This is a genomic window from Trichothermofontia sp. (assembly GCF_053493415.1).
On sequence record NZ_JBRCAD010000136.1, the window covers coordinates 1 to 23,504 of the forward strand.

A 23,504-nucleotide genomic window follows, 5' to 3' on the forward strand; every position below is an offset into this window, starting at 1 on the left:
CCCCCCACCCCCCAACATCTGCGCATCCTCAATCTCAGCTTTTACGGCGTTACCCTGATCATTAGCCTCCTCCTCGGTTTAGGTTGCGGTTGGGGAACGCTCAAACTACTGGAAAAACGACGATCGCGTCCCTCAAATTCCACCTAAACCTTGCCATGCCCCAAAAGCTAGAAAAGCAGATTGCCCACCTCACGGCTGAACTGTTCCAAAAACAAGCCGATCGCCTACACCGCCTCGCCAACCTCCTCCAAATCGACACCCTCAAAACCCACCTGCCCCCCCACCTCACCCACCTCACCGTCGCCCAACTCCAGAACCGTTACGACCACTGGCTCCACCTCGCCCTTTCCCCCAGCGTGCGCGAGTTCCTGGCAGAGAAAACGACCTTGATACAATAGACCCAGAGGCGTGCCGGTATCAGCATCCCTACTACTGGGCCGCCTTCACGCTCACGGGACCCGGAGCCTAAACCCAAATGCGATCGCTCAGTCCACTCGACCAACTCGCCGTTGCAGCGTTTGTCACCGCCCTCGAAACCTGCCGCGAAACCGGCGTTGAGCTACCCGACGACGTGTGGGCGATCGCCGCAGCCCCCGAACAGCACCTCACCGCCCTCAGCGAAATTGCCCAACAATATCCCCAACTCAATACCGCCTATCGCACCGCTAGAAAGCTATTACGTCAAGCAGAAAGCGATCGTCAGAAGCGTATAGATTTCCACGATTTGAAATTGGTAACAGACCAGTTTCGGCTTAAGCAACAGGAGTTGGAAACAAGGCTCCAGGCATTGCTTGAGTCGCAACAGCAACAGGTGGAGGAACAATCGCGAAAGTTCAATTCGTTATTGCAAGAGCAGATCCAGTCGTCGCTTGAGTTGCAACAGCAACAGGTAAAGGAAGAATCGCGAAAGTTCAATTCGTTATTGCAGGAGCAGATCCAGTCGTCTGCTATCCAACGAATTGTGTTAGCGGCCAATGCCAGCGATCGCGATCGGCAAAACTATCAAAAATATTTAGAGGAATTGCAGCGACTCAATCCCGACTGGGCGATCGTGCCAGACTGTCCGCAAGCTGGTGAAGCTGATGCCCATCTAGCCATTTGGAAGGATCAAGATTACCTGGCTCGTCATGCCGCCTATATCGCCACCCGCTACCTCAATGAATTCTTCCGAGAACTGAGCTTATGAGTAACGATGTACCGACACCTGGTAAGCCTGACAATCAACCGGCCTCTGCCCTGTCCCATGAGGGGGCGATTGTCCGATGATGCCTAACGATCCCTCAGAACAACTTCAACGTCTCACCAACGAACACCATCGCCAAAACGAGGAACGCCGTCGCCAACTGGAAAAATGCAAACAAGAGACACAACTCAACATCCATGCCCAAAACCAAACCACGATTCGTCTCGGATTGGGACTTTTTTTGCGCTACCTTTGTGGGTGTCTTGATCTATGCCAGCCTTTCTGGTGATAAAACCTTACCCGATCGCTTCATCACCCTCAGCCTGGGTGCCCTGGGTGGGGGAGTCGGAGTTGTCATCTTCCGAAAAAATAGCCCACCCAACGATCGCCCCTAGTGTTGATAGAAGCCGCGATCGCGTAGAGTACGACCAAAGTGCCACTACCCACTCAAACAATGGATATTCATAGCCGTGGCGTAGGAATCGAGGCATCGGAGTGATGTATTGCAGGGTTGCCAAAGCTATTCAGATTGGGATAATGGTTGCAAGTTTAGATGATGAAGTCCCTGAGGAGGGCATAGCTAGTGTCAGATATTGTTTCATTACCGATTCCCTTCCAATCACTGATGGATGCCATTAGTTCCCTAGGTCTGGAAGAAAAACGACAACTCCTGGAAATGCTGGAAGAGCAGATTGCGGACATTGAGGAAGACTTACTAGAGAAAGATCCCACCGTTTTAGCAGAAATAGCAGCAGCACGGAGAGCTTACCAAGCCGGAGACTATCAAACCATCCAGGACTACATCGCCAATCGCTCCGATACTGCCCCATGAGCTACACAGTTGTTACACCTAAACCGGTACAAAAACAGCTTGACAACCTACCCAACGAGGTACGGCAGCGAGTGGTGGATAAAATTCTATTCCTTTGTGAAAATCCACGTCCATCCGGTGTCAAAAAACTAAAAGGTTTTGATAATGAATATCGAATTCGGGTCGGAGACTATCGCATTAGATATGAGATTGATGATGAAGCGTTTTTAGTAATAATCCTCAATTGTAGGCACCGAAAAGATGTGTACAGAATCTAAATCGGGGTTTCTGCTACCTTTATAAATAAGGTAAGTACTAGCTGATAAACAGATTATGACCTTGCAAGAACGACAACAGGCAAGTGATCAACTATCCGCCGAGGAGCAACCCTCGCTCCTGGAAATAGATCGCCATGACCTGGTAAACCAACTTCGTGGCTGCCTCAAACAACCCGAACACTCTATCCCCACCGATGCCGACATTGAGGCCATGCGAGAAGACCGCCTCGTAGAGAAATACTTTTTATCCCCCCTAGCCTGGGTACCCTGAGGGCCGGAGTTGCCCTGCTGCGTAAACATAGCCCACCGGGCGATCGCCCCTAGCCTTGACAGAACCACGCGATCGCCTAAACTACTGCGCTGTTTAGCTTGCAAAACTTGACCAATCCTCTGACACACTATATCTCGCGGCCAAAGCCAGTAGCGATCGCTTGAATCACAGAATAACTCCCATCCCGCCTCCCCACGGTATGCAAACACACTGCTGGCCTAGACATTCAGCCTATAATGATTGGACTGATGATTTTGCGGTATATTTAACCCCGAATTTTAATACTCACGTTTTAACGACTCTCCACACTTGACGACTCCCCACTTAACACATTGACCAATCCTTCAAAATCCTTGGGTCCCCTATCCTTCCTCCTCCCCTCCCTATGACCTCCCATTCCCCTGCGGCGGCCAGCCCATCTACATTTGTTGGCAAAGTGTATCTGGTGGGGGCGGGGCCGGGAGACCCTGGTCTGATGACCCTACGGGGGAAAACCCTGCTGGAATGTGCCGATGTTGTGGTACATGACGCCCTGATCAGCCCAGAAATTTTGGCCATGATCAATCCCCAAGCCGATCGCATTGATGCGGGCAAACGGCGGGGCCGACACTCCATGCTTCAGCCCGATATTACCCAGCTTTTGATTGACTTAGCCCAACACCACGCGATCGTGGTTCGCCTCAAAGGCGGTGATCCCTTTGTCTTTGGCCGGGGCGGGGAAGAGATGGCCGCACTGGTCGCCGCCCAGATCCCAGTGGAAGTCGTGCCCGGGATTACGGCAGGCGTAGCAGCTCCGGCCTATGCAGGCATTCCCCTAACTCATCGCAACTACAGTTCCTCCGTGGTGTTTGTCACGGGTCACGAAGCAGCAGGCAAGTACCATCCCCAAATCAACTGGGCCGCGATCGCCCAAGCCGCCGAAACAATCGTGGTTTACATGGGGGTCCAGAACTTACCCCAGATTGTCAAACAACTGCTCCAGGCTGGGTTACCCAACACAACCCCCGTGGCTTTGATCCGCTGGGGAACGCAACAGCAGCAGGCCATTCTGACCGGGCAACTAGCCACGATCGTCGCCCAAGTGGAGGCAGCGGCCTTCGGTGCCCCGGCGATCGTGATCATCGGTCAGGTGGTTAACTTACACGGCGTCCTGCCGACCCAGACCTTGGCAACCTTAACGCCTGCCTGACAGATCAAACCAATTCCCCCTTTCTCCCAACCTATGTACTGGTAGCCAATCCCCCCTAAAATTATCCTAATACCGGGCTGTGGGGGTGGGCATGAAGGAAAGGCAGGGACTATGGCAACGGCTTGTCTATATCTGGCAAGATCGTAACTTCTTAAAGCTACTCAAGCATCTGGAGTCACTGGTTTCCAAGATTCTTTCGATCGCGATGATCGTGGTTATCTTCGTCACGATTATCGAGTTAGTTGGCTACCTGGCGTACCATTTGTTTACGCCACCCTACGGTCGATTTAATAACACACTCCTGGAAATTTTCGGCATGTTTCTCAATGTGCTGATTGCCCTGGAAATCCTGGAAAATATCACGGCTTACTTGAGGAAACACCTGATTCAGGTGGAATTGGTCATCGTCACTTCGCTGATTGCGATGGCTCGGAAAATTATTATTTTTGATCTGGAGCAGAAAAAGGCGATGGATCTCATTGCCCTTGCCAGTGCGGTGCTGGCGCTGTCGGCTAGCTATTGGGTCGTGCGCTATGTCAACCGCCGCCGCGCTTCCTAGGTTTAGGCGCAAGGGGCACACCCCAGTTTGGTCAGACAACCTTCATCCCCGTTTCCGGGTGGGGGCAGGGAGCCGGATCAAAAGATTTGCTCCGTAGATTGGCTCTGTGTTCTCTGAGTCTCTGTGGTTGCAGGTTCACCACAGCGGCACGGAGAGCAGAGAGGTGAGCACTGTTCACGATGGTTTTGGGGGTACGAAATATAGCCATCGTCATTCCGGTTAAGACCAGGAGCTTAAGCCCCTGGTTGATCGCAGCCTTTGCAATGTCCTAATGAGTGCGACTACCGCTATACCTCGCTTGGGAGGCCAGGAGTTTCTTAACAAAATGCAATATTTTGGGAGGGTAATAAGCTTGATAGGATCAGGAAGATAGCCACGGCGGGCTGACCGCTATGGATGGCTGTTAACTTCCGCGTTGAGAAACTATTTACCGATAGCCCCATGTTCCCTACCCACCGTCCCCGTCGTCTGCGCTCAACCACCACCCTGCGTCGCCTAGTCCAGGAAACCACCCTGACTGTTAACGATCTTATCTGCCCCCTGTTTGCAGTACCTGGCGAAGGGGTGGCCCAGGAAGTGAAGTCGATGCCCGGTGTCTACCAGTTGTCGATCGATAAAATCGTCGAAGAGGCCAAGGAAGTTAAAGACCTTGGTATCCCGGCCATTATTTTGTTTGGCATTCCCGAAACCAAGGACACGGATGCCACGGGCGCATGGCACGACTGCGGTATTGTCCAAAAGGCAGCAACGGCAGTTAAGGAAGCCGTTTCCGACCTGGTGATTATTGCCGATACCTGTCTGTGCGAATACACCAGCCACGGCCATTGCGGCTACCTGGAAACCGGCGATCTGACCGGGCGGGTGCTGAATGATCCCACCCTGGAGTTACTGAAGAAAACAGCGGTTTCCCAGGCGAAGGCCGGGGCTGATATTATCGCGCCATCGGGGATGATGGATGGCTTTGTGCAGGCGATTCGGGCGGGTCTGGACGAGGCGGGTTTCCAGGATACGCCGATCCTGTCCTATGCCGCCAAATATGCCTCAGCCTACTATGGTCCCTTCCGGGATGCGGCTGACTCAGCCCCCCAATTTGGCGATCGTCGGACCTACCAAATGGACCCCGGCAATGCCCGCGAAGCGCTCAAGGAAGTGGCGTTAGATGTGGCCGAAGGGGCCGACATGGTGATGGTGAAACCGGCCCTCGCCTACATGGATATCATTTGGCGCATCAAGGAAATGACCCAACTGCCTGTGGCGGCCTATAACGTATCAGGCGAATACGCAATGGTGAAGGCGGCGGCCCTCAACGGCTGGATCGATGAGCAACGGGTGACACTCGAAACCTTGACCAGCTTTAAGCGAGCAGGAGCTGATCTCATCCTGACCTACCATGCTAAGGATGCGGCCCGCTGGTTGCAGAGCTAGGGACAGCCGTAAGACGCCGTTTACACCGGAAGGCTCGCGGTTAAACACTTGCTCAGTCAGCTAATCGACCCAGCCAATATCGGCATCCGATAGGCGTCCTGGTTGATGATTGGCTGGGCTGGACTGAAGGCTTTCCGATTGCACCACATAGGCCGGTAATGGCTTGGGTTCATCCCAGGGGTGAATGGGGGGACGGGTCAGCGCCGAACGGGTCAGGGCTGGACGCGGCGGTGGGGCGGCAGGGGGTTGCTTAAGCTGGGCAATCTCGGCTTCTAGTTGGGTATTGGCGGCGGAGAGTTGCAAAATCAGCGCCTTGGCCTCTGCCAGTTCCTTCTGGATTTGTTGGGTTTGCCGCAGGTCCCGTTGTTGCTCTTTGTGGCTGGCTTGGGCCTGGGCGAGTTCCTGTTGTAGTTGGGTAATTTGGGCCTGGGCTTGCTCGGCTTGGGTTTGGAGCGTCGCGATCTGGGTGCGGAGGGTAGCGGTTACCTGCTGTTCAGCGGCCAAACTTTGCGTGAGATCAACGATCGTGGCTTCCAGATCCGCCTTGGTCGCTGCACTGCGCCGGAGACGTCCAGGCGTTGTCTCGCCCCTAGCCGCAGGGACTGCCTCAGCTACCGTTTCAATCGTCACCGGGGGCGTGCTCGCCGGAGCGTCAGGCGTTGGGGAAGGACTCGCAGCCGGATCAGGGGTAGGGGGCGAACTTTGGTTAGCTTCCTGGCGTAATAAATCTCCAAGTCGTTTCCGGGCCATTACTGCTTCTTCCTCCAATCCTGCTGGATTTCCTGGGCCACCAGACGATAGTCACTGGCGGCGATGTGGGCATTACGGCCCCGCCATTGGTGAATGGGAACACCTTCGAGGGCGGCACGCTCATGGGCTTTATAGGCCCGCACGATCGTTTGGCAGGCAGGGATACCCAACTCTGACAAGGTTTGCTGGGCATCTTCCGCCTCAGCCAAACTGCGAGTATCAACGCGGGTGAGTAGGACGCGATGGGCAACCCCCGCTGGTTTCACCGTTTCACGGACTGTGCCAATCAGGGCTGTTAGGTCCATCGGGGCCGGGGGCGTGGGCAAAATTAGATAGTCAGCCGCAGGCACGACAGCCGCGAGGGCATGAGACCCTAGGGCAGGCGGGGTATCGACAATGATTAGCTCATAGTCCGAAATCCGGCGTAGGTTTTGCAGGAGATCTGGATCGGTTTCTTGGGCAAGATCAAAGCCAAGGGTATGCCCTCCCTGTTTTACCCACCAGGAAAAGCTACCCTGGCTGTCGGCATCGACGGCAAGTACTTTGTAAGTTTCGGCAAATATCCCTGCTAGGGCCATTGCCGTTGTCGTTTTGCCAACCCCCCCCTTGCCATTGGCGATGACGAGAATTGTGGGCTGGGCTGGCAGCGGCCTTGACTTCACGGGCATTCTCCTTACGTCCCCTCGCAGGATTGTAGATCGAAGCATGGCCTGCCTTGGGCTTTTCGCAAGAAACTTATCGTTTAGTCCCCTAGCGAGGGGAAAAATCCACTGTTCCCCTCGCCTAATCCCTGGCTAAAGCCCGATATATCAGCGTGGCTCAACTAACCGGGGAACGGAAACGTGAGTTTTGGCTAACGGCTGGGCACTCTAATGGCTAGTGGTGGCAACCGGTAAAGACTGATAGACATGATCGTTATTGTCCGATTGTTTAGCTTGGCGGTGGTTGGGCTTTGTCTGTGGCTGGGTATTCATGCCGTTGTTGTATGGCAGGCCCCCGTTTGGTTCGCGCTCTTATTACTGATTGTTGCTGGTCTCATTTACTGGATTGGGAACCTGTTGACTCAAGCAGGCACGCTCCAGCAGCGCGATCGCAGTGCGCCCCTCCCAGATTTGGTTCAGCTTACACCCGTTAGACGGGATCGGCTTATCCAGCTTTTGCAGGGGGATGTGGGGGCTGCGGATCGGTTGATCGCCCATTGTCGGCGTGATCATCCCCACCAGTCCCTTGCCTGGTGTGTGGAACGCTGTATTGCTCAACTGGAGCGCGATCGCCGGGTGTATTAAAAATGACTGGAAGTCCCCCTAGCTGATGGTAATCACCCAAGTACCGAGATAGCGCAAGAGGGGAACATCACCAGGAGTTTCAATTTGGGCGTTGAAATAGTACATCCCGCCAAAGCTGGGATTTTTCACGTTGGACAGGACAATCTCGACGGGGCTACCTGCCGGGACTGGTTCGACGGGATAAAATTCCAAGCGCTTGTTTTCCCGATCCCAAATCACCTCATCCATTGCCACGCGCTGGCCTTTAACCCGCACTTCCATGCGGCTGGGGTCGAACTGACCTCGGAAGTTGTCGCTGTAGGTGACGGTAAACCGCGCTGCTGCCAGGTTCAGCTTTTTGGCCGGAATCCGCAGACGATAGCGATCCCAACCATTAGCCCGCCCGCCAAAGTCGAGGCGATAGCGCAGTTCATTGCCCTCGCCCGGTCCCCCAAAAACGGTTAAGCCGGGTAGGCCCTGGGCGTAGGTGGCAGCAGGAACGCCCGCCAGTAAGCACCCCGCGATCGCGACTGTGGCCAGACTCCGTTGCATCCATCGATTGGTCATCGTTTTCCTACCCAACATCAAAGAAACATTACAGTTCTAGCAATTTGCTAATCTTTATGCTAACCGACTAATCGCCGATCGCTGTGAATTTGTTCCTATTTGGCTATGGGACGCCCAACTCGGCTCAGGGGTTCCCATCCCCCATCCCCAATTCTAAACGCACGCTCCCCCTGACGGGGTTGGCCGCCTCCTGTCAGACGAATCCTAACCCCAGTAACGCGGTTCCATAGGCCGCCTCTGTTTGTGCGGCTGGCAACACCGGTACCCCCAAATACCGCTGGCGAAGGGCCGTCCAAGTCGGATTTTGGGCACCGCCGCCCGCTGTATAAACCCGTTGCAGGGGCGGTGCACCGTAGGCTGTGAGTAGGGCATATCCCTCGGCTTCAATCCGGGCCATACTTTCTAATAACCCGTGTAAAAACGCGATCGGGCTTGTGGGGCGGGGTTCCAGTTGGGGAGCTAGGGCGGGATCGTTAATCGGAAACCGTTCCCCCGATTGCAGTAACGGATAGTAATGCAAGGGACTGACTTGCTGCGGATTGATTTGGGCACTCAGGGCCACCAACTCTGCCTCACTGAAAAAGTGTTTGAGCACGGCCCCCCCGGTATTAGATGCCCCGCCTACTAACCAATGGTTTCCCAGTCGATGGCTATAAATCCCATAGGACGCTACCTCAATCCGGGTCTCACTGAGTAGCTTCAGCACTAAGGTAGACCCTAACGAGGTCACGGCTTCCCCTGGGGTGGTGGCACCACTGGCTAGGAAGGCAGCAATACTATCAGTGGTTCCGGCACAGATTTGACAAGTCGGGGGCAACTGCCAACGCTCAGCGTGATCGGATCGCACGGGTCCAATCACGGTTCCTGGTGCCACCACGGCGGGCAGGTGGACGGGGGCGGTGGCCTGGAGAACCCAGTCGGGATAACACGCATTCACAACGTCGTAGCCCAGCTTAAGCGCATTGTGGGTGTCACTGATCCCTAGGCGATCGTGCAACAAGAATGCTAGCCAGTCAGCCTGGTGTAATAGGTAGAGGGGTTGCTTGGGGGTCGCCGTTGCCGTTATCCCCTGGGCCTGCCACCACAGGAGCTTGCTAAGGCTAGAGGTGGCGCTGATGACGACGTGCTCCGGGGGGGCGATCGCCCGCACGCGATCTAGCACGTCTGCCCCCCGTGCATCGTTATACAGCAAGGGATCAGTTATGGGTTGGCCAGCCGCATTACATAGCAGCACGGTTGAGGAGGTCCCATTGATCGCGATCGTCCCAATCCGTTGCCGGATCGCGATCGGAATTGCCTGCAAAAGCTGTATCAGGGCACTCTGCCAGCTAAGGCATAGGGATAAGTCCGTTGCACAGAGCAGCGCCTGATCAGTTGGAAGAGCCGTAAATGACACTTGTACGTTGCAGTGGATGCGGCGATCGCGATCGATAACGACGGCCCGTGCGCCAGAAGTCCCAAAATCGATCCCCAAACCATAGGCCAGGGAATCCGGTACGTTAGGAGTACCTGCCGCTTTGGGGTGAACCCCCATGTTAGCTATTACACCCACCGATACTGTTACCGAGTAAAAGCTGCCGGATGAGTGTGTGCTGCCCGACGATAGTATTTGGACGCTTTGCCATAGACTCAAGTTTAGCCAGACAATTCCGCATTCTAGGCAACCATTCCGGCTGAAAGAAAACTCAAAACTCAATATTCTGGGGCACCCTGGGGAAGGGAATGACATCCCGAATATTGGTCATCCCAGTCATGAATTGTACCAGTCGCTCAAAGCCTAGGCCAAACCCAGCATGGGGGACAGTGCCGTACCGCCGTAAATCCAAATACCACCAGTAAGCCTCGATCGGGAGTCCCTGGGCCTTAATCCGTTGTTCCAAAATATCCAAACGCTCCTCCCGTTGGGACCCGCCGATGATTTCCCCCACCTTAGGCGCTAAGACATCCATTGCCCGTACCGTTTTCCCATCCTCACTTAAGCGCATATAGAAGGCTTTGATTTCAGTTGGGTAGTCGGTGACAATTAAGGGTTGTTTGAAGAGGTCTTCGGCTAGGTAGCGCTCATGTTCTGATTGGAGATCCAGTCCCCAACTGACGGGATACTCAAAGGTGCGATCGGCCTTTTCCAGGAGCGCGATCGCGTCTGTATAGGTAATATGTCTAAACTCGCTGGTAATAATATGCTCAGCAGTTTGCAGGACCGTATTATCAATGCGCTCATTGAAGAATTCCAAGTCTTCCTGACAGGTATTTAAGACCGTTTGGAACACATATTTCAAAAATTCTTCCGCCAGGGCCATATTGCCCTCCAGATCGCAAAAGGCCATTTCTGGTTCAATCATCCAGAATTCAGCCAAGTGCCGGGAAGTATTGGAATTTTCGGCGCGAAACGTGGGACCAAAGGTGTAGACATTACTAAAGGCCAGGGCCATAATTTCCGCTTCTAACTGGCCGCTAACCGTTAAATAGGCCGGTTTACCAAAAAAATCCTGGCTATAGTCGATCGCGCCTTGCTCCGTTCGCGGCAAATTCTGCAAATCCAGACTCGTCACCGCAAACATTTCCCCCGCCCCTTCGCAATCACTGGCGGTGAGAATAGGGGTATGAATCCAGAGAAATCCGCGCTCTTGGAAAAATTGATGCACCGCCATCGCACAGGCATTCCGCACCCGCAGGACCGCCCCCAGGGTATTGGTTCGGGGGCGTAGATGGGCGATCGTGCGGAGAAATTCAAACGAATGGCGTTTCTTTTGCAGGGGATAACTCGCCGGATCAGCTTCCCCAAAGATCTCAATACGGCTCGCCCGCAGTTCAATGCGTTGGCCCTTGCCGGGGGAAGGTGTCAGCGTCCCGCTCACCCGTAAAGAAGCGCCTGTGTTGAGTTGCTTGAGGATAGACTCGTAATCCGGCAGACTTGGTTCCAGGATCACTTGGATATTGGCTAGCCCAGAGCCATCATTAACTTCTAAGAAGCTAAATTCCTTCAATTCCCGTTTGGTTCGCACCCAACCCTGGATCGTGGTTACCTCGTCAGGTTGGCCCTGTTTTAGTAGTTCAGCAATACGGCGAATCGTCATGGAACCTGGTACAGCAAGTGTAAGAGCGGGTTTATGGTTTTAGGATACCTTGACACTTCTCGGCATGGGTACAGGAGAATGCCGGAATTGGTGATCAAAGTCACACACTGTTCCGTATTAAGATCACTTATTAGATATTCATTAAGCAACAAAATGAAATCGCGAAATGGCGGATATGATTGGGTATTCGAGTCGTAGTCTCTCAGTATAAACCATGAACGCCCTCCACCTAGAAATTCTACCTCTGCTCCAGGAGGAGCTAGCGTTGCCAGAGATGGCCATTAGTTCTGCGGTTGACTACGCCCAGTCCTATGGGAAGTTTCTGCCGATGGTCCTGTGGGAGCGCGGGTTGCTGACTCTGCCGCAACTAGAAGCTCTATTAGTGCGGATTTTTACCTGATTACCCGCGATACCCGTATTCATTAATCACTACGCGCTAATTACGACTCGCTAATCACCACGCGCTAATCACCATTTGTTAATTTATCGCCGCACTTCATGGTGTACTCGGTCTTCATGATGTACTCGGTCTTTCATGGTGTACTCGGTCTTTCATGGTGTACTCGGTTTTAGGGGCAGGCAGGATGCCTACCCCACGGCACGACTCTCCAGCGACTTGCTTTATGGTGTACTCGGTTTTAGGGGCAGGCAGGATGCCTACTCCACGGCACGACTCTCCAGCGACCTGAAAGAAACAGCCCCCTAGCATAACTGGGAGGCTGTTAATTGTGTAAGCTTGCGGACAAACGCCCGCCTAGTGAACCGATATCGCCGGCGTTACCCGATCGCTCCGGGCTACTGGGTAATCACCCCAAATTCTCCCAGGTAGTTGCCAGCCAGGTTAGTGGTGCTGGTCCGCCCCAGTTGCGCCACTAACTCCTGACCCCCCTCTGCCGTCGGGGCATCAAAGGTTAGTGTCCCATTCAGGGAAGACTTCACGGGCGAGAAACTGGGCACCACCAAATCCTTGTTTTGCTTGGTGAGGGTGTTGTACAAGCGCTGGGTATTGGGATAGTTGGCCGCCGGGAAGGTGAGGAAGCGGTTATAGGGCACCGTATCTTCTCCGAAAGCATCCACATACTCGACGCTGTTGATCATGGCGCTGATGAAGGCGCGAATCCCCTGGGAAGCGAGGATTTGGTTGTACTTGCGGATTTCGGCCTGATCCAAGGGTGCCCGTCCCAGGAAGTGCTTCGTCCCCAGTTCGATCACCTTGGTGTTCGGATAGGGCGTGTAGAATTCCCTGATGTAGAGGCTGGATTTACCCAAGCCTTCGATGAATTCCTTGACCGTGATCTCGCCATTGCTGAGCTTGGTTTCCAGCACCGAGAACTCGTTCTTGATGATGTAGGGGGCAATATCCCGCTCGAAGACTTGCCGATAGGCTGCGCCAATAACGGCGTTGACGGCAGGCTTGTCGGAGCGATCGATGAGCTTGAAGACCTTGGTCTGCTCCCGCTTCTTGGTGACCCCTTGCAGCGATCGGAATTGAATATCGGGCAGGGTCCGTTCGCTGGTGACCGCCCCCAGTTCCACAAAGCGCGGCGTGACTTCCGGCTCGACCTTGATGCCCCGACCGGGCGTGATGGCTGCCGGACGCAGGCTACGCAGGGCCAACCCACCGGGGGTGAGGTAGCGCTCGTAGGGCACCGTGTCTTCGCCAAAGGCTTCGCTGTATTCCATCGTATCGATGATCGCATCCACGAGGGCATAGAAACCCTTCTTGGCGGCGATGTCGAAGTAGGCGTTCATTTCCTGGCGACCGTAGGTGGGCCGACCCAGCAAACGCCGATGGATATACTCGATCGCCTTCACCACATACAGCGGTGCCCAGTAGAGGCTACGGAACAGGTCCGACTTGGCCAACTGGCGTACAAATTCGCGCACGGTAATCTCGCCGTTTTCCAGCTTGATTTCGGCAACCTTCAGCCGTTGACCTTCGTAGACATCGCGACCGATCACTTGCAGATAGATCGCCCGAATGACCGCTTGGGTGGAGCTTTCGCCAAACTTGACGTTGGCATTCTTATCGTACTTCTTGCCCTTGAAGGCCGGCAGTTGGTCCAGTTTGAACACCTTGGGACCCAGGGAACCGGGCGCAACGCCACGCGCACCCGGATTGCTCAGTTGGTTGTTAATCCCCGGCCCCCGGTGAATCAGAATCCGACGGGCATCCTTGCCAAAGGGCGCCGGGCTGGCGCTCAGGTCACGGGTTTCCTTCGGGAAAATGGCCCCAAACTGGATTTCCAGGGGATCATTGCCCGAACCGTAGGGATGTTGATCCGCAAAGGGACGTTGGTACCGGGCAAAGGTGGTGAGGAATTGGGGAATCTTGCGGAAGGGCGCACTGTAGCGGAACAGATCCTGTTGCGGTCCCCAGTTACGACACTCTTGTGCTTCCTGACCCAGACCCCGCAGATAGGGGACGGTCTCCTCGCCAAAGTAGTCGGCATACTCCTGGGAGTCGATCAGGGCATCGACGAGGGCGGCATGACCCCCACTGGAGACGATCGCGAAGTACTTTTGCACCTCTTCCCGCGAACTGGGACCCCGACCGAGGAAGTGCCGGAAGGCCAATTCCAACGCCCGCGAGTTGATATACGGCTCGTAGAAGTTCTTGCGATAAAGGGGCGATTTCCCCAGACGGCGGATGAACTCCTTCATGGAGATGTCGCCGTTTTTCACCTTCGACTCTAGGTCAGATAACCCCAGGGAATAGGCACGGGTAATATCCCGCTCAAACACCTGGCGATAGGCCGCTTTGACTACGGCATTCTTTTCTAAGGCCGACAGACCCGGTTTCATCACAAACTTGGGTCGCCGTTCTGATGCCAAGTGGTAGATCTGGGGCAGTGCCAAGCCCTGAAGATCCGGGGAGGGCCGTTGACGCAACTTGTTGGAGGGCGTTTGGGCCACAAACTCCTTCAACAGCACATCGAAATATTGGGCGACGATCACCCCCCCATCGGGGTCCTTGCGGAAATAGCTGAGGGCGGCGACCCGCATTTCGCGCAGGGCTGCGATCGTCGCTTCCCCAGAGCAGGCATTTTCGATAATCTCACGCAACCCCCGCACGTTCACCGTGATGATATTAGGATCACCCGCCACGATCGCGTAGGTGATGTACCGCAAAAACCAGCTGAGGTCCCGCAGGGACTTCTGCATATTGCTGGCCCCATAGCGAGAGATATTGATCAACCGGAATCCCGCACTGGGACCGCCACTCACGCCACCACCTGTGGCACTAAAGAGCGAACGAACCCCTTCCAAAAAACCACCCTGGCTTTCCACATAGGTGGCTGTTCCCAGTTTCATCGCTTCCTGCATGCCCACCGTGGCTTGCGGGGCGCTCACAGTAGCGGGTTCTAGGGGTTGGGGTTTCTCCAAAAAGGCGAGGGGGGAGCCACCCGTAAAAATGCGATTTGCGGCCCGCGACACGATCGTTTCCGCGTTGCGGGTAAGCACTTCAGCGATCGCAAGGCGCTGGGTACCAGAGTTAAAGAAGGTGACCAGTTCGTTGAGTTCACCAATCTCTAGAAAACGGTCCTGTTGCTCAGCCTGACTGATGGTTGAGACCGGGACGGTTTGGTAAAGCTGTGGACGGGCAATCGAGCTACCACCACTTGCCGTGACACTCATGTGATTTCAAAAGCTCCCTTATCGATTACAACTGCATCAGAATCTGAACCAAAGTGCCTGATCAAGACGCTCTTTGTCAGTTTTCCTAAACAGGCAGGAAATTTAAGAAAGTTTACTAGGATGACGCCTGAAAATGAGACAACTCAATTCAATAGATTAAAAGGTTTTGGGTAGTTCCTGATAAATATTAAGAACTGTGTAGATTTCTCTAGAGGCCAGACCCGGGGAATGGGCAACCTAGAGGCGGCAGGAAAAACGCCGAAGACGTTTCTGATAAGGGTTTTAGTCACTAGAATTGGCTCTGTGTTGATCCCGTCAGTGAATTAATGAACGTAAAGAAATGTAAAGGGATGGACAGTTCGTTGTGTTTGTGCTACCGAGAAGCTTGCCCAGGACAGGCAGCCCCTCCAGCCAGCGGAGATCGGGCATCCTGGGCATTCGCCTAACCATTTACTATCCCATAAAAATCGGACGATTGTCCCTGGCGGGCGCAGATTTTGCCGATCTTGCGAAATTACCCAACCTGTTTTCAAGCTGGGTTTTCACCCTGGATTTTGGGAATGGGTTGTGGCGTGGCGGAACCGCTCGTCTGCGGCACAGTGCCATCCTCCGGTAAGGTCTTGCCACCACTATTCGGTGGCCCACTGGGGGGCGCAGGTGGTTCGGGGGGTTCGGATTTGCCGAAGATGAAGCGATCGGTCAGCTTTTTGATCACCACATACAGCACCGGCACCACCAGAAAACTCAGGACGGTTGCCACGAGCAAGCCGCCAAAGACCGCCGTACCCACCGATCGCTGGTTGGCGGACCCCACCCCAGAGGCAATCACCAGGGGGAAGAAGCCAAAGAGACTGGAGATTGCTGTCATCAAAATTGGGCGGAACCGTTCCTTCGCCGCTTGCACCGCCGCTTCAACAATCTTCAACCCCTCCTGGCGGGCCTGGTTGGCAAATTCGACGATCAGAATCGCGTTCTTACTCGCCAAACCGATCAGCATCACCAAGGCCACCTGGACATAGATATCATTAGCCAACCCCCGCAACCCGACAAAAACCATCGCCCCCAGGATGGCTAAGGGCACGGTCAACATAATGATCAGGGGGTCAATGTAGTTTTCATATTGGGCTGCCAAGACCAGGAAGACCACCACGAGGCCCAGGGCAAAGATCACTGCTGCTTGACCACCCGCCGCTTTTTCCTCCCGTGAGAGGCCACTCCATTCGTAGCCAATCCCGGGTGGGGCCACTTCTGCAATAATTTGCTCCATAGCGGTGATCGCCTGCCCGGAACTGAAGCCCGGTGAGGCTTGCCCCTGAATCCGGATCGCCCGGTAGAGGTTAAAGCGGTTAATAATCTGGGGACCTGTGATCGGCTCAATTTGGGCGACTTCACTCAAGCGCACCAGATCGCCCGTGCGCGATCGCACATACAGCTTATCCAAATCCCTGGGATCATTACGATGGTCAGCATCGGCCTGGATATAGACGCGATAACTCCGTTGACCAAACGTGAAGTCATTCACATACTGGCTCCCCACATAGGCCGCCAGCACCCCTGTGGCTTGGGAAAAGTCCACGTTCATCGCTTCCAGACGATCGCGATCGAGGCGAATCTCCAACTGGGGGGTCCCCACACTAAATTGGGTAAAGACCCGGGTCATGGCCGGGTCCTGGTTGGCCCTAGCGATAATTTGCTGGGCCACGCTGAAAAATTCATCCAGGCTGAAGCGCCCACCACTGCGATCCTGAAGTTGGAGTTCAAAGCCCCCCGAACTGCCAAATCCTGGTAAGGCCGGTACATTCTGGCCAATGATCAAGGCATCCTGGTTCTGGGCAAACCGCTGATTCAGCCGATCCAGAATCGCCTGGACCGATTGCTCCGGGCGGGGACGATCGCGCCAATCCTTGAGGCGGGCAAAAAACGTGCCTTGGTTGGGGGCATTGCCACTTAAGCCAAACCCCGCTGCCACGAGGCGGGTCTCAATATCGGGTTCTGTCGCTAATATCGCATCGACTTCCCGGCCCACGCGATCGGTGTATTGCACCGAAACCCCATCCGGCGCTTGAATAATGCCAATCAAGAGACCCTGATCGGCCTCTGGCACAAACCCGGTTGGGATGCTGCTATAGACCCAGACGGTTAAGACGAGGCCCGCCGCAAAAATGCCCATAATCAGCCAGCGGATACGGACCAGAAACCGGACAAACTCGGTATACCGAGCCGTGACCACATTCAGGAGGCGATTAAACCCCCCAAAAAATGCGCCGAGGGGGCCTTGCATGGGCTGGGGCGGACGCAAAATTAAGGCCGAGAGGGTGGGGGTAAAGGTGATCGCGTTAAAGGTGGAAAACACGACGGTGAAGGCGATCGTCATCGCAAATTGTTGATAGATAATCCCCACCGAACCGGGGAAAAAGGCCACTGGCACAAAGACCGCAATCAGGACCAAAGAGGTGGAAATGACCGCCCCCGTCAGTTCATTCATACAGGCTAGGGCCGCTTCCCTGGGGGATAAGCCTTCCTCTAACTTGGTGGTAATCGCTTCCACAATCACGATCGCGTCGTCTACGACTAACCCGGAAGCCAAAATTAAGCCAAACAGGGTCAGGTTATTCAACGAAAACCCAAACGCCAGAGCCATTGCCATTGCCCCAATCAACGCAACGGGAATGGCGATCGCGGGGATCAGGGTGGTTCGCCAATCCTGCAAAAAGATAAAGATAATCAGCACCACCAGGAAAATTGCCTGGAAGAGGGTGATCACCACATTGCGGATCGAGCCGGAAATAAAATCGGTGACATCGAAGGCCGAAACATAGTTCAGACCGGGGGGGAAGGATTGTTCGAGTTCCGCCAGTTTTTCCTTCACAGCGGCAGCCGTATCCAGGGCGTTACTGCCCGGTAGCTGATAGATGGCCAGACCCACCCCCGGTTTGCCGCCCAGATTCACCAGGGTGCCATAGCCTTCCGCCCCCAGTTCCACCCGACCGATGTCCTTCAGTTTGACCAGGGTGCCATTGGCCTCCGACTTTAACACCAGGTTTTCAAAATCCTCGACTTCCACCAGACGCCCCTGTACCCGTAGGGACAGGTCAAAGGCTTGGCCCGCAGGGGCGGGTTCACTGCCGATCGACCCGGCCCCGACCTGGATATTTTGCGATCGCAGGGCATTGGCAACATCGCTGGCGGTCAGTTGGCGGCTGGCGAGGGCATCCGGATCAAGCCAGAGCCGCATAGCGTACTTGCGCTCCCCCAGGATCGAGATATCTCCGACCCCCGGCAGCCGTTGCAGTTCGTCGAGAACAAACAGATCGAGATAGTTACTGATGAACAGATTGTCTAAGCCTGAGCCTTCCTCCCCATAGAAGCCATAGACCATCAAAATACTGGTCGAGACCAACCGGGAAGACACCCCCAATTGTTGCACCGCAGCGGGCAGGCTGGGAATCACCGTTGAGGCCCGGTTCTGAACGTTAACCTGGTTGATATCCTTATCTGTGGAAACGCCAAAGGAGGTGGAGATACTGCTCCCCCCAGTGTTGGTACTGATGGAGGAGATATATTCCATGTTCTCAACGCCGTTGATCCCGCGCTCCAGGGTTGAGGTCACTGTATTCTCAATGGTTTCGGCATCCGCCCCGATATAAACTGCTGAAGTTTGCACCGTAATGGGGGCAATGTCAGGCAAGTTATTCACTGGCAGCAACGGAATCGCAATGCCCCCGGCCAGGAGAATTAAGAGCGTACAAACGGTGGAGAGGACAGGCCGCTTGATGAAGGTGTCGGCGATCGAAAAAATAGCCATTAAGTGCTGCTCCTCGCCTAGGATTCGGGCTGAATGGGGACATTATTCCGGAGCCGGAGGATATTGGAAACCGCAATTTGGTCCCCCGGTTTAATCCCCTCTAGCACATGGAAATCGGCCCCCTGGATCGTCCCCAACTTCACTGGGGTTTGGCGCACCACCATCTGGGCTGCATTCTCCTCGCCGGTGGTTTCCGTGGCCACAAAGACAAACTCCTGCCCCGCCACCCGTGAAACCGCCGTGGTTGGGATCAACACCCCAGGGCGTTGGCTCCAGACCGCCCGTGCCCGCACATACTGACCATCCCGCAACCTGCCATCCTCATTGGAGAAGGTCACCGTAGCTAGGATCGCCTGGGAGGCCGTATTCACCGTCGGGTTGATGAAGCTAATTGACCCTTGGGTGATGACGTTTCCTTCCTGATCAATAATTGCCACCGGCACACCCGGACGGAGTTGTGATTGGCGCTCCACTGGCACATTGATCCGCAGGTCCATCGCGCCGCCATTTTGCACAATCCGGGTCAACTCTTGGCCTGTGTTGACAAAATCGCCCTCCTTCACCAGCAGGTCACCCACCATCCCCGCGATCGGGGCGACTACACGGGTAAAGCCCAGATTTTCTTCCTGGACAACAACACCCGCCTCCGCTCGTGCCACATCCGCTGCTGCCCGTTCCACCGCTGTTCGTGCCGATCGCAGACGGGCTTCTGATGCCTGTAGGGATTTACGCGCCGCGTCCAGGGCTTCGGCAGCGGCATCTCGACCCGCGATCGCATTATCCCGCTCCCGACTGCGGTTATCGAGGGATTGTTGCGGTTCTACCCCTTGTCCGACCAAGGTTGCCGCCCGTTGAAAGTTAATTTCCGCCAGTTCCAGATCCGCCTTACTACTTTGGAAGGCTGCTTCCTGGCGCTTGACCTCCGCCTGGGCACGGGCCACATCGGCTTCGGCAACCCGCACCTCCGCCTCGGCACTTTGCATAGCTGCCCGTTGGGCATAGACCGTGGCAATACTTTGCTCCACTTGGGCCGTGCTCTGTTCCGGTCGCAGTTGCAGAATCGGGCTACCCGGATTAACCAAATCCCCCTGGGCCGCAAACACCCGGATAATGCGTCCATTGGTTTCAGGTCGCAGGATCACCCGTCGCTTCGACTCCAGCGTCCCGACAAATTCCGAGCTATCCGCCACATTGCCCGACTTCACTACCTGAAGCTTCACGGGGACAGCAGCCGGGGCCACGGCCTGGGTTTGCCCACCACACCCACTGGTCAATATGGCCAGGGAGAACAGACTGCCCAATAGCAGGAGCGACTGGGGTCCTTGAATAAAGGTCTTTACTGTAAGCGCCATATTATACCCACGGAGCCTGACGAAAATTCTAGCTGCATCCTAATCTAGCCGCTTTTAGAAAACAACTCTAAACTTTTCCTAAATTTCTCAAGAAATGCGTTTGCCTTTTTAAAAACACAAACTTTTTAAGATAGGATTTTTCAGACTTTAGCTAAACAGCAGGAACTTTCCCTCCCTCTAATCTTCCACTCTGCTGTTTAACGTTGGAACCAGGCGGTTAAGGCCAGGGCCAGGGCATCGGCGGCATCATCGGGCTTGGGAATCGTTTCCAGGCTTAATTCCTGGGCGACAGCTTGCTGAACTTCGTACTTTTGGGCGCTGCCGTAACCGGTCAGGGCTTGTTTCACTTGGGCCGGGGTGAATTCGACATAGGACACCTGACGTTGCGCCAGGACCAGCATTAATACTCCCCGTGCTTGGGCGACTAGAATCGTGTTGCCCATGCGATAGAAAAAGAACTTTTCGATCGCGACCAGATCCGGTTGCCAGTGTTGAATAAGGGTTTGCAAGTCGTCATATAAGATGCATAGGCGATCGCCAATATCTTGCTTCGCCGGGGTCGTAATCACGCCAAAGTCGAGCAATTGGGGCACCTGTTCGCACTGACCTTCAACCACCCCAAAGCCCAGGGTGGCTAACCCTGGATCAATCCCCAGAATTCGCTGTTTCATGGGTTACGGGAGATCATTCTGGTGCCATATCCAGATGAATATCCTGAAAAAACTGTTCGATATTAATCACATGACGCATCTCCAGCAAGGTTTTACGGGTGTGGAACTTAAAATTACGCTGCCCCTCTAACCGGGTCCAGGCGTTCTGTAGGGCAGCATGGGGATAACGCCCCGCCTCCAAATTGGCCAGGATGGGGGGCCATCGGTCTTTCAGGGTCCGTGTATTGCCCACATAGAGCAGGAGCGTGCCAATTTGGGCAACGGCGTAGAGATCGGGATCGGCTTCAGCAGCCGCGATCGCCTGGAGTTGCCGTTGGTGAACCGGCTGGGTGGGTAGGGGGTGATTAACGGCTGGCGACCGGGTGGCTGCGGGTTGGTTATCCTGCAAAAACTGCTCCTGCCCAATCAAATCCACAATAGCCGCCACCTCTTCACGGGTATGGAAAGTAAAGCGACGCTGCTGCTTCCACTGGGGCCAAACGGCTTGCAGGGGCGGATGTTCATAGGTCCCGGTTTCCAGTTTCGTCATGATACCCACCCACCGTTGCCTGAGGGTACGGGTGGTTCCCACATAAACCTTAGAACGGTCCCAGGTTCGCGATCGCGTAAATCGTTGAATCCAATCACTTCCCCCGACTGACAGCGTCAGCAGCCCTTTCCTGCCTAAGTCCAGACTCGCTATTTCCCTTCTGCTAACCAGCCCTCACTTTAGTGAGGGTGATCAGGGTGACATCGGGGATGGGACGGCTTCCTGGGTGCCACTCTCCAAGGCTGTGAGACGACAGGGTTGGCTGAAGGGTTGATGGGCCACTGGACTCAGTCCTACCGAGGCCAGAAAGGTTTCCCAACTGGCCGCTAGGGCTGGATCTTGGGGCTGCTCACACCGCAAACTGTGAAGGGTTGTCAGCGCATCAAACCAAATCCCCTGTTCGGCGTAGTGGGAGATCCGGTCGTAGGAATTCACGATCTCTGAAGTGTCTGGTTCCGGATGGTCGGCGATCCGCTGCACCCAACCCTCAACCCGCAAGTCCCGATCACGGTTATTTGGATCACAAATCATGGCCAGCGACCACTGGTAGTCCTCGCCCACGGCCAACGGTTCAATATCAGGCTGTTGGGGCAACGTCAGGCTCGCAATCTGATTCCCCCCCCCGATCGGTACGCTTGTCTCATAGAGGAGGGCTTGGGATTGCCCATCAGCACCGACCTTGTGAAGCTGGAATTCAGCAGTTTTGGCTGTTGTTTGGGGCAAATACCAGAAAAAGCTGGGGTAGGCATGGGTGGTCAATCCCAGATTGGTCCTGGGCAACAGCGCCAGCAGGAAGGGGACACTCCCCTGGATACAGTCATCGCCACGGGTCCCCCCCCCAGCGCGTCGTCCCGGCATCCCTCGATTGGGGGTTTGAAAGGCACTGATCCGGAACTTAGGAGCTTGGGTGGTTTGAGGTTGCGATCGTCCGGACTGGGTTTGGCTCGGCACGTGATTTGGCACAAGGGCCATCTGAGCCAAACCGGGTGTACTCAAAAACAGCACACTGAGTCCGGTCAGGACGCTAGCAGTGGGACGAGGCATGCGCAACTTCGGAATTCGACGACAAGGCTGCTGTGTATCCATACCAAATACCTGGGGCAGGGATAACCTACCCTAGAGCTTAGTCGAAAAAACCAGAAACTGTCGAGGGATCAGGGCACGATCGACAAAATTCTTTGATTTATGTGACCCAAAATTCCATGAGGGTTGTTCTAAACCCCTACAATGGGGCTAAACTGGGGGCGATTGTATCTTTTTCGTTGGACGCCTCCAACGTTGTCACAAGCTCCGGGAACACCCAGCAACACCCAGGAAATTAGGGGCAGCCTTCAAGCAAGTGTCTTGCCAATGATTCAGACATCTACCATTGGCATGTGCGGCTCAGACGGGCTAACTGGGTTGTCCGTTCTATGGACCTGTTACATAGGCTACATAGGCTAGTCAGATAGGTCCATTGCACTGGTTAACGGCGTTTCTGGGTAGCCAACTTCCTAGCGGCTGATTCCCTGGTGTGTGTTGCCCGCTGCTGACGCGGTTCCCTTGGACGCCGACCTGCCCAACCTACGTGAGAGAGTTGTTCTATGGTGAGCGATCGTGCCCTGCACCCTTACCCTTGCTGGTTAGTATTTCCCAGCGTGCTCCTGGGACTTTGCTGGCCCAGTACGGCAGTCCTGGCTACGCCCACACGGCCAGTAGCGGTTATGGCAATACCAGAAGGGCAGGAGTTAACAGCCGCTCGTCGCTATCAACCTGCGCGGTCCGACAGGATGGAACACCCCTGGGTTCATGGCCCCGTGTCATGGCCAGAGCGATCGTGGCTGGCCCAAGCCCGCCCTGCCATCCAAGATATTCTCCCGGCCCCGGCTACCCGCCCGCAGTTGGAGTGGGAGCGCCGCCCCGGGACCACGATTCTCCCACTCAAAACCCTAGGGGGTGAGGACCTGGTTGATGCTGGGGGGGGGGATGAGTCCCGCGAGCCTGCCCGCGATCGCCTCAGTCATCCCGCCCATGAAGCGGCGATCGCGGATCAGCCTGACCCCCTGGTCGTGCCCACCACCGCGCCTCCGATCGCCGCCCCGCCCATGATTGGCGATGACGCCCTTGTCCAGGCCCGTCCGGCCCCCCAAGATC

23 protein-coding genes are annotated in these 23,504 nt (G+C 55.1%); 12 read left to right on the forward strand and 11 right to left on the reverse strand.

The features are described from left to right. The first annotated feature begins 155 nt into the window (after positions 1-155). The 9 genes from ACWIUF_RS11845 to hemB all read left to right on the forward strand — a co-directional run bounded on the left by ACWIUF_RS11845 (position 156) and on the right by hemB (position 5,716). Positions 156-398: a hypothetical protein gene (locus ACWIUF_RS11845; protein ID WP_448572584.1), complete on the forward strand. Its 243-nt coding sequence runs from the start codon at positions 156-158 to the stop codon at positions 396-398. 77 nt (positions 399-475) lie between these two features. Continuing rightward, a complete protein-coding gene (locus ACWIUF_RS11850) occupies positions 476-1,186 on the forward strand; it encodes a hypothetical protein (protein ID WP_448572585.1) in 711 nt (236 codons plus the stop codon). 194 nt (positions 1,187-1,380) lie between these two features. After that, positions 1,381-1,578 (forward strand): hypothetical protein, encoded by a 198-nt coding sequence (locus ACWIUF_RS11855; protein ID WP_448572587.1) that lies wholly within the window; start codon positions 1,381-1,383, stop codon positions 1,576-1,578. Positions 1,579-1,766: 188 nt separating this feature from the next. Then, positions 1,767-2,015, forward strand: coding sequence for a hypothetical protein (locus tag ACWIUF_RS11860; RefSeq protein WP_448572588.1), 249 nt, complete (start codon positions 1,767-1,769; stop codon positions 2,013-2,015). After that, positions 2,012-2,272: a type II toxin-antitoxin system RelE family toxin gene (locus ACWIUF_RS11865; RefSeq protein WP_448572589.1), complete on the forward strand. Its 261-nt coding sequence runs from the start codon at positions 2,012-2,014 to the stop codon at positions 2,270-2,272. The genes ACWIUF_RS11860 and ACWIUF_RS11865 overlap by 4 nt, the downstream gene beginning before the upstream one ends. 55 nt (positions 2,273-2,327) lie before the next feature. Continuing rightward, on the forward strand, positions 2,328-2,543 hold the full coding sequence (locus ACWIUF_RS11870; protein WP_448572590.1) for a hypothetical protein: 216 nt from the start codon (positions 2,328-2,330) through the stop codon (positions 2,541-2,543). 385 nt (positions 2,544-2,928) lie between these two features. After that, complete coding sequence (cobA, locus tag ACWIUF_RS11875; protein ID WP_448572591.1) at positions 2,929-3,732, forward strand: uroporphyrinogen-III C-methyltransferase; 804 nt, start codon at positions 2,929-2,931, stop codon at positions 3,730-3,732. A 91-nt stretch (positions 3,733-3,823) separates the two neighbouring features. Next, a complete protein-coding gene (locus tag ACWIUF_RS11880; RefSeq protein ID WP_448572593.1) occupies positions 3,824-4,291 on the forward strand; it encodes a phosphate-starvation-inducible PsiE family protein in 468 nt (155 codons plus the stop codon). Positions 4,292-4,732: 441 nt separating this feature from the next. Next, positions 4,733-5,716: a porphobilinogen synthase gene (gene hemB, locus ACWIUF_RS11885; protein ID WP_448572610.1), complete on the forward strand. Its 984-nt coding sequence runs from the start codon at positions 4,733-4,735 to the stop codon at positions 5,714-5,716. Between the two features lie 60 nt (positions 5,717-5,776). Here hemB and ACWIUF_RS11890 read toward each other — a convergent pair whose 3' ends face one another. Then, positions 5,777-6,466, reverse strand: coding sequence for a hypothetical protein (locus ACWIUF_RS11890; protein WP_448572594.1), 690 nt, complete (start codon positions 6,464-6,466; stop codon positions 5,777-5,779). After that, complete coding sequence (locus ACWIUF_RS11895) at positions 6,466-7,128, reverse strand: ParA family protein (protein ID WP_448572595.1); 663 nt, start codon at positions 7,126-7,128, stop codon at positions 6,466-6,468. Before ACWIUF_RS11895 ends, ACWIUF_RS11890 begins: the two co-directional genes overlap by 1 nt. A gap of 246 nt (positions 7,129-7,374) precedes the next feature. Here ACWIUF_RS11895 and ACWIUF_RS11900 point away from each other — a divergent pair, with 246 nt between their 5' ends. Then, a complete protein-coding gene (locus ACWIUF_RS11900; RefSeq protein WP_448572596.1) occupies positions 7,375-7,752 on the forward strand; it encodes a hypothetical protein in 378 nt (125 codons plus the stop codon). Between the two features lie 18 nt (positions 7,753-7,770). On the opposite strand, the gene ACWIUF_RS11905 is transcribed toward ACWIUF_RS11900, so the two are convergent. The 3 genes from ACWIUF_RS11905 to asnS form a co-directional block, all read right to left on the reverse strand. After that, positions 7,771-8,298 carry a DUF2808 domain-containing protein gene (locus tag ACWIUF_RS11905; protein WP_448572598.1) on the reverse strand — a complete coding sequence of 176 codons (528 nt, stop codon included), beginning with the start codon at positions 8,296-8,298 and terminating at the stop codon, positions 7,771-7,773. Between the two features lie 193 nt (positions 8,299-8,491). Beyond that, positions 8,492-9,832, reverse strand: coding sequence for an FGGY-family carbohydrate kinase (locus tag ACWIUF_RS11910; protein ID WP_448572599.1), 1,341 nt, complete (start codon positions 9,830-9,832; stop codon positions 8,492-8,494). 151 nt (positions 9,833-9,983) lie between these two features. Next, positions 9,984-11,375, reverse strand: a complete 1,392-nt coding sequence (gene asnS / locus ACWIUF_RS11915; protein ID WP_448572600.1) for an asparagine--tRNA ligase — start codon at positions 11,373-11,375, stop codon at positions 9,984-9,986. Between the two features lie 214 nt (positions 11,376-11,589). Between asnS and ACWIUF_RS11920 the strand changes: the two genes are divergently transcribed. Further along, positions 11,590-11,775, forward strand: a complete 186-nt coding sequence (locus ACWIUF_RS11920; RefSeq protein ID WP_448572602.1) for a DUF2949 domain-containing protein — start codon at positions 11,590-11,592, stop codon at positions 11,773-11,775. Positions 11,776-12,170: 395 nt separating this feature from the next. On the opposite strand, the gene ACWIUF_RS11925 is transcribed toward ACWIUF_RS11920, so the two are convergent. From ACWIUF_RS11925 to ACWIUF_RS11950, 6 genes are all read right to left on the reverse strand, one after another. Beyond that, positions 12,171-15,014: a phycobilisome rod-core linker polypeptide gene (locus tag ACWIUF_RS11925; protein WP_448572603.1), complete on the reverse strand. Its 2,844-nt coding sequence runs from the start codon at positions 15,012-15,014 to the stop codon at positions 12,171-12,173. Between the two features lie 529 nt (positions 15,015-15,543). Further along, on the reverse strand, positions 15,544-18,819 hold the full coding sequence (locus ACWIUF_RS11930) for an efflux RND transporter permease subunit (protein ID WP_448572604.1): 3,276 nt from the start codon (positions 18,817-18,819) through the stop codon (positions 15,544-15,546). A 17-nt stretch (positions 18,820-18,836) separates the two neighbouring features. Beyond that, positions 18,837-20,171 (reverse strand): efflux RND transporter periplasmic adaptor subunit, encoded by a 1,335-nt coding sequence (locus tag ACWIUF_RS11935; protein WP_448572605.1) that lies wholly within the window; start codon positions 20,169-20,171, stop codon positions 18,837-18,839. Between the two features lie 197 nt (positions 20,172-20,368). Continuing rightward, positions 20,369-20,842 carry a crossover junction endodeoxyribonuclease RuvC gene (ruvC, locus tag ACWIUF_RS11940; protein ID WP_448572606.1) on the reverse strand — a complete coding sequence of 158 codons (474 nt, stop codon included), beginning with the start codon at positions 20,840-20,842 and terminating at the stop codon, positions 20,369-20,371. Positions 20,843-20,855: 13 nt separating this feature from the next. Then, the gene (locus tag ACWIUF_RS11945; protein WP_448572607.1) at positions 20,856-21,371 is read right to left on the reverse strand and encodes a hypothetical protein; all 516 of its coding nucleotides are present in this window, start codon (positions 21,369-21,371) and stop codon (positions 20,856-20,858) included. Between the two features lie 192 nt (positions 21,372-21,563). Further along, positions 21,564-22,415 (reverse strand): DUF928 domain-containing protein, encoded by an 852-nt coding sequence (locus ACWIUF_RS11950; protein ID WP_448572608.1) that lies wholly within the window; start codon positions 22,413-22,415, stop codon positions 21,564-21,566. A gap of 659 nt (positions 22,416-23,074) precedes the next feature. On the opposite strand from ACWIUF_RS11950, the gene ACWIUF_RS11955 reads away from it, so the two are divergent. Further along, positions 23,075-23,504: hypothetical protein (locus ACWIUF_RS11955; RefSeq protein ID WP_448572609.1), on the forward strand; the 430-nt coding region annotated here is incomplete at its 3' end.

What these genes read in the sequence shown, in the direction of transcription:
- ACWIUF_RS11845 (WP_448572584.1), top strand. Translation starts at nt 156, where the DNA reads ATGCCCCAAAAGCTAGAAAAGCAGATTGCCCACCTCACGGCTGAACTG.
- ACWIUF_RS11850 (WP_448572585.1), top strand. Translation starts at nt 476, where the DNA reads ATGCGATCGCTCAGTCCACTCGACCAACTCGCCGTTGCAGCGTTTGTC.
- ACWIUF_RS11855 (WP_448572587.1), top strand. Translation starts at nt 1,381, where the DNA reads ATGCCCAAAACCAAACCACGATTCGTCTCGGATTGGGACTTTTTTTGC.
- ACWIUF_RS11865 (WP_448572589.1), top strand. Translation starts at nt 2,012, where the DNA reads ATGAGCTACACAGTTGTTACACCTAAACCGGTACAAAAACAGCTTGAC.
- ACWIUF_RS11870 (WP_448572590.1), top strand. Translation starts at nt 2,328, where the DNA reads ATGACCTTGCAAGAACGACAACAGGCAAGTGATCAACTATCCGCCGAG.
- cobA (WP_448572591.1), top strand. Translation starts at nt 2,929, where the DNA reads ATGACCTCCCATTCCCCTGCGGCGGCCAGCCCATCTACATTTGTTGGC.
- ACWIUF_RS11880 (WP_448572593.1), top strand. Translation starts at nt 3,824, where the DNA reads ATGAAGGAAAGGCAGGGACTATGGCAACGGCTTGTCTATATCTGGCAA.
- hemB (WP_448572610.1), top strand. Translation starts at nt 4,733, where the DNA reads ATGTTCCCTACCCACCGTCCCCGTCGTCTGCGCTCAACCACCACCCTG.
- ACWIUF_RS11890 (WP_448572594.1), bottom strand. Translation starts at nt 6,466, where the DNA reads ATGGCCCGGAAACGACTTGGAGATTTATTACGCCAGGAAGCTAACCAA.
- ACWIUF_RS11900 (WP_448572596.1), top strand. Translation starts at nt 7,375, where the DNA reads ATGATCGTTATTGTCCGATTGTTTAGCTTGGCGGTGGTTGGGCTTTGT.
- ACWIUF_RS11905 (WP_448572598.1), bottom strand. Translation starts at nt 8,298, where the DNA reads ATGACCAATCGATGGATGCAACGGAGTCTGGCCACAGTCGCGATCGCG.
- ACWIUF_RS11910 (WP_448572599.1), bottom strand. Translation starts at nt 9,832, where the DNA reads ATGGGGGTTCACCCCAAAGCGGCAGGTACTCCTAACGTACCGGATTCC.
- asnS (WP_448572600.1), bottom strand. Translation starts at nt 11,375, where the DNA reads ATGACGATTCGCCGTATTGCTGAACTACTAAAACAGGGCCAACCTGAC.
- ACWIUF_RS11920 (WP_448572602.1), top strand. Translation starts at nt 11,590, where the DNA reads ATGAACGCCCTCCACCTAGAAATTCTACCTCTGCTCCAGGAGGAGCTA.
- ACWIUF_RS11925 (WP_448572603.1), bottom strand. Translation starts at nt 15,014, where the DNA reads ATGAGTGTCACGGCAAGTGGTGGTAGCTCGATTGCCCGTCCACAGCTT.
- ACWIUF_RS11930 (WP_448572604.1), bottom strand. Translation starts at nt 18,819, where the DNA reads ATGGCTATTTTTTCGATCGCCGACACCTTCATCAAGCGGCCTGTCCTC.
- ACWIUF_RS11935 (WP_448572605.1), bottom strand. Translation starts at nt 20,171, where the DNA reads ATGGCGCTTACAGTAAAGACCTTTATTCAAGGACCCCAGTCGCTCCTG.
- ruvC (WP_448572606.1), bottom strand. Translation starts at nt 20,842, where the DNA reads ATGAAACAGCGAATTCTGGGGATTGATCCAGGGTTAGCCACCCTGGGC.
- ACWIUF_RS11945 (WP_448572607.1), bottom strand. Translation starts at nt 21,371, where the DNA reads ATGACGAAACTGGAAACCGGGACCTATGAACATCCGCCCCTGCAAGCC.
- ACWIUF_RS11950 (WP_448572608.1), bottom strand. Translation starts at nt 22,415, where the DNA reads ATGCCTCGTCCCACTGCTAGCGTCCTGACCGGACTCAGTGTGCTGTTT.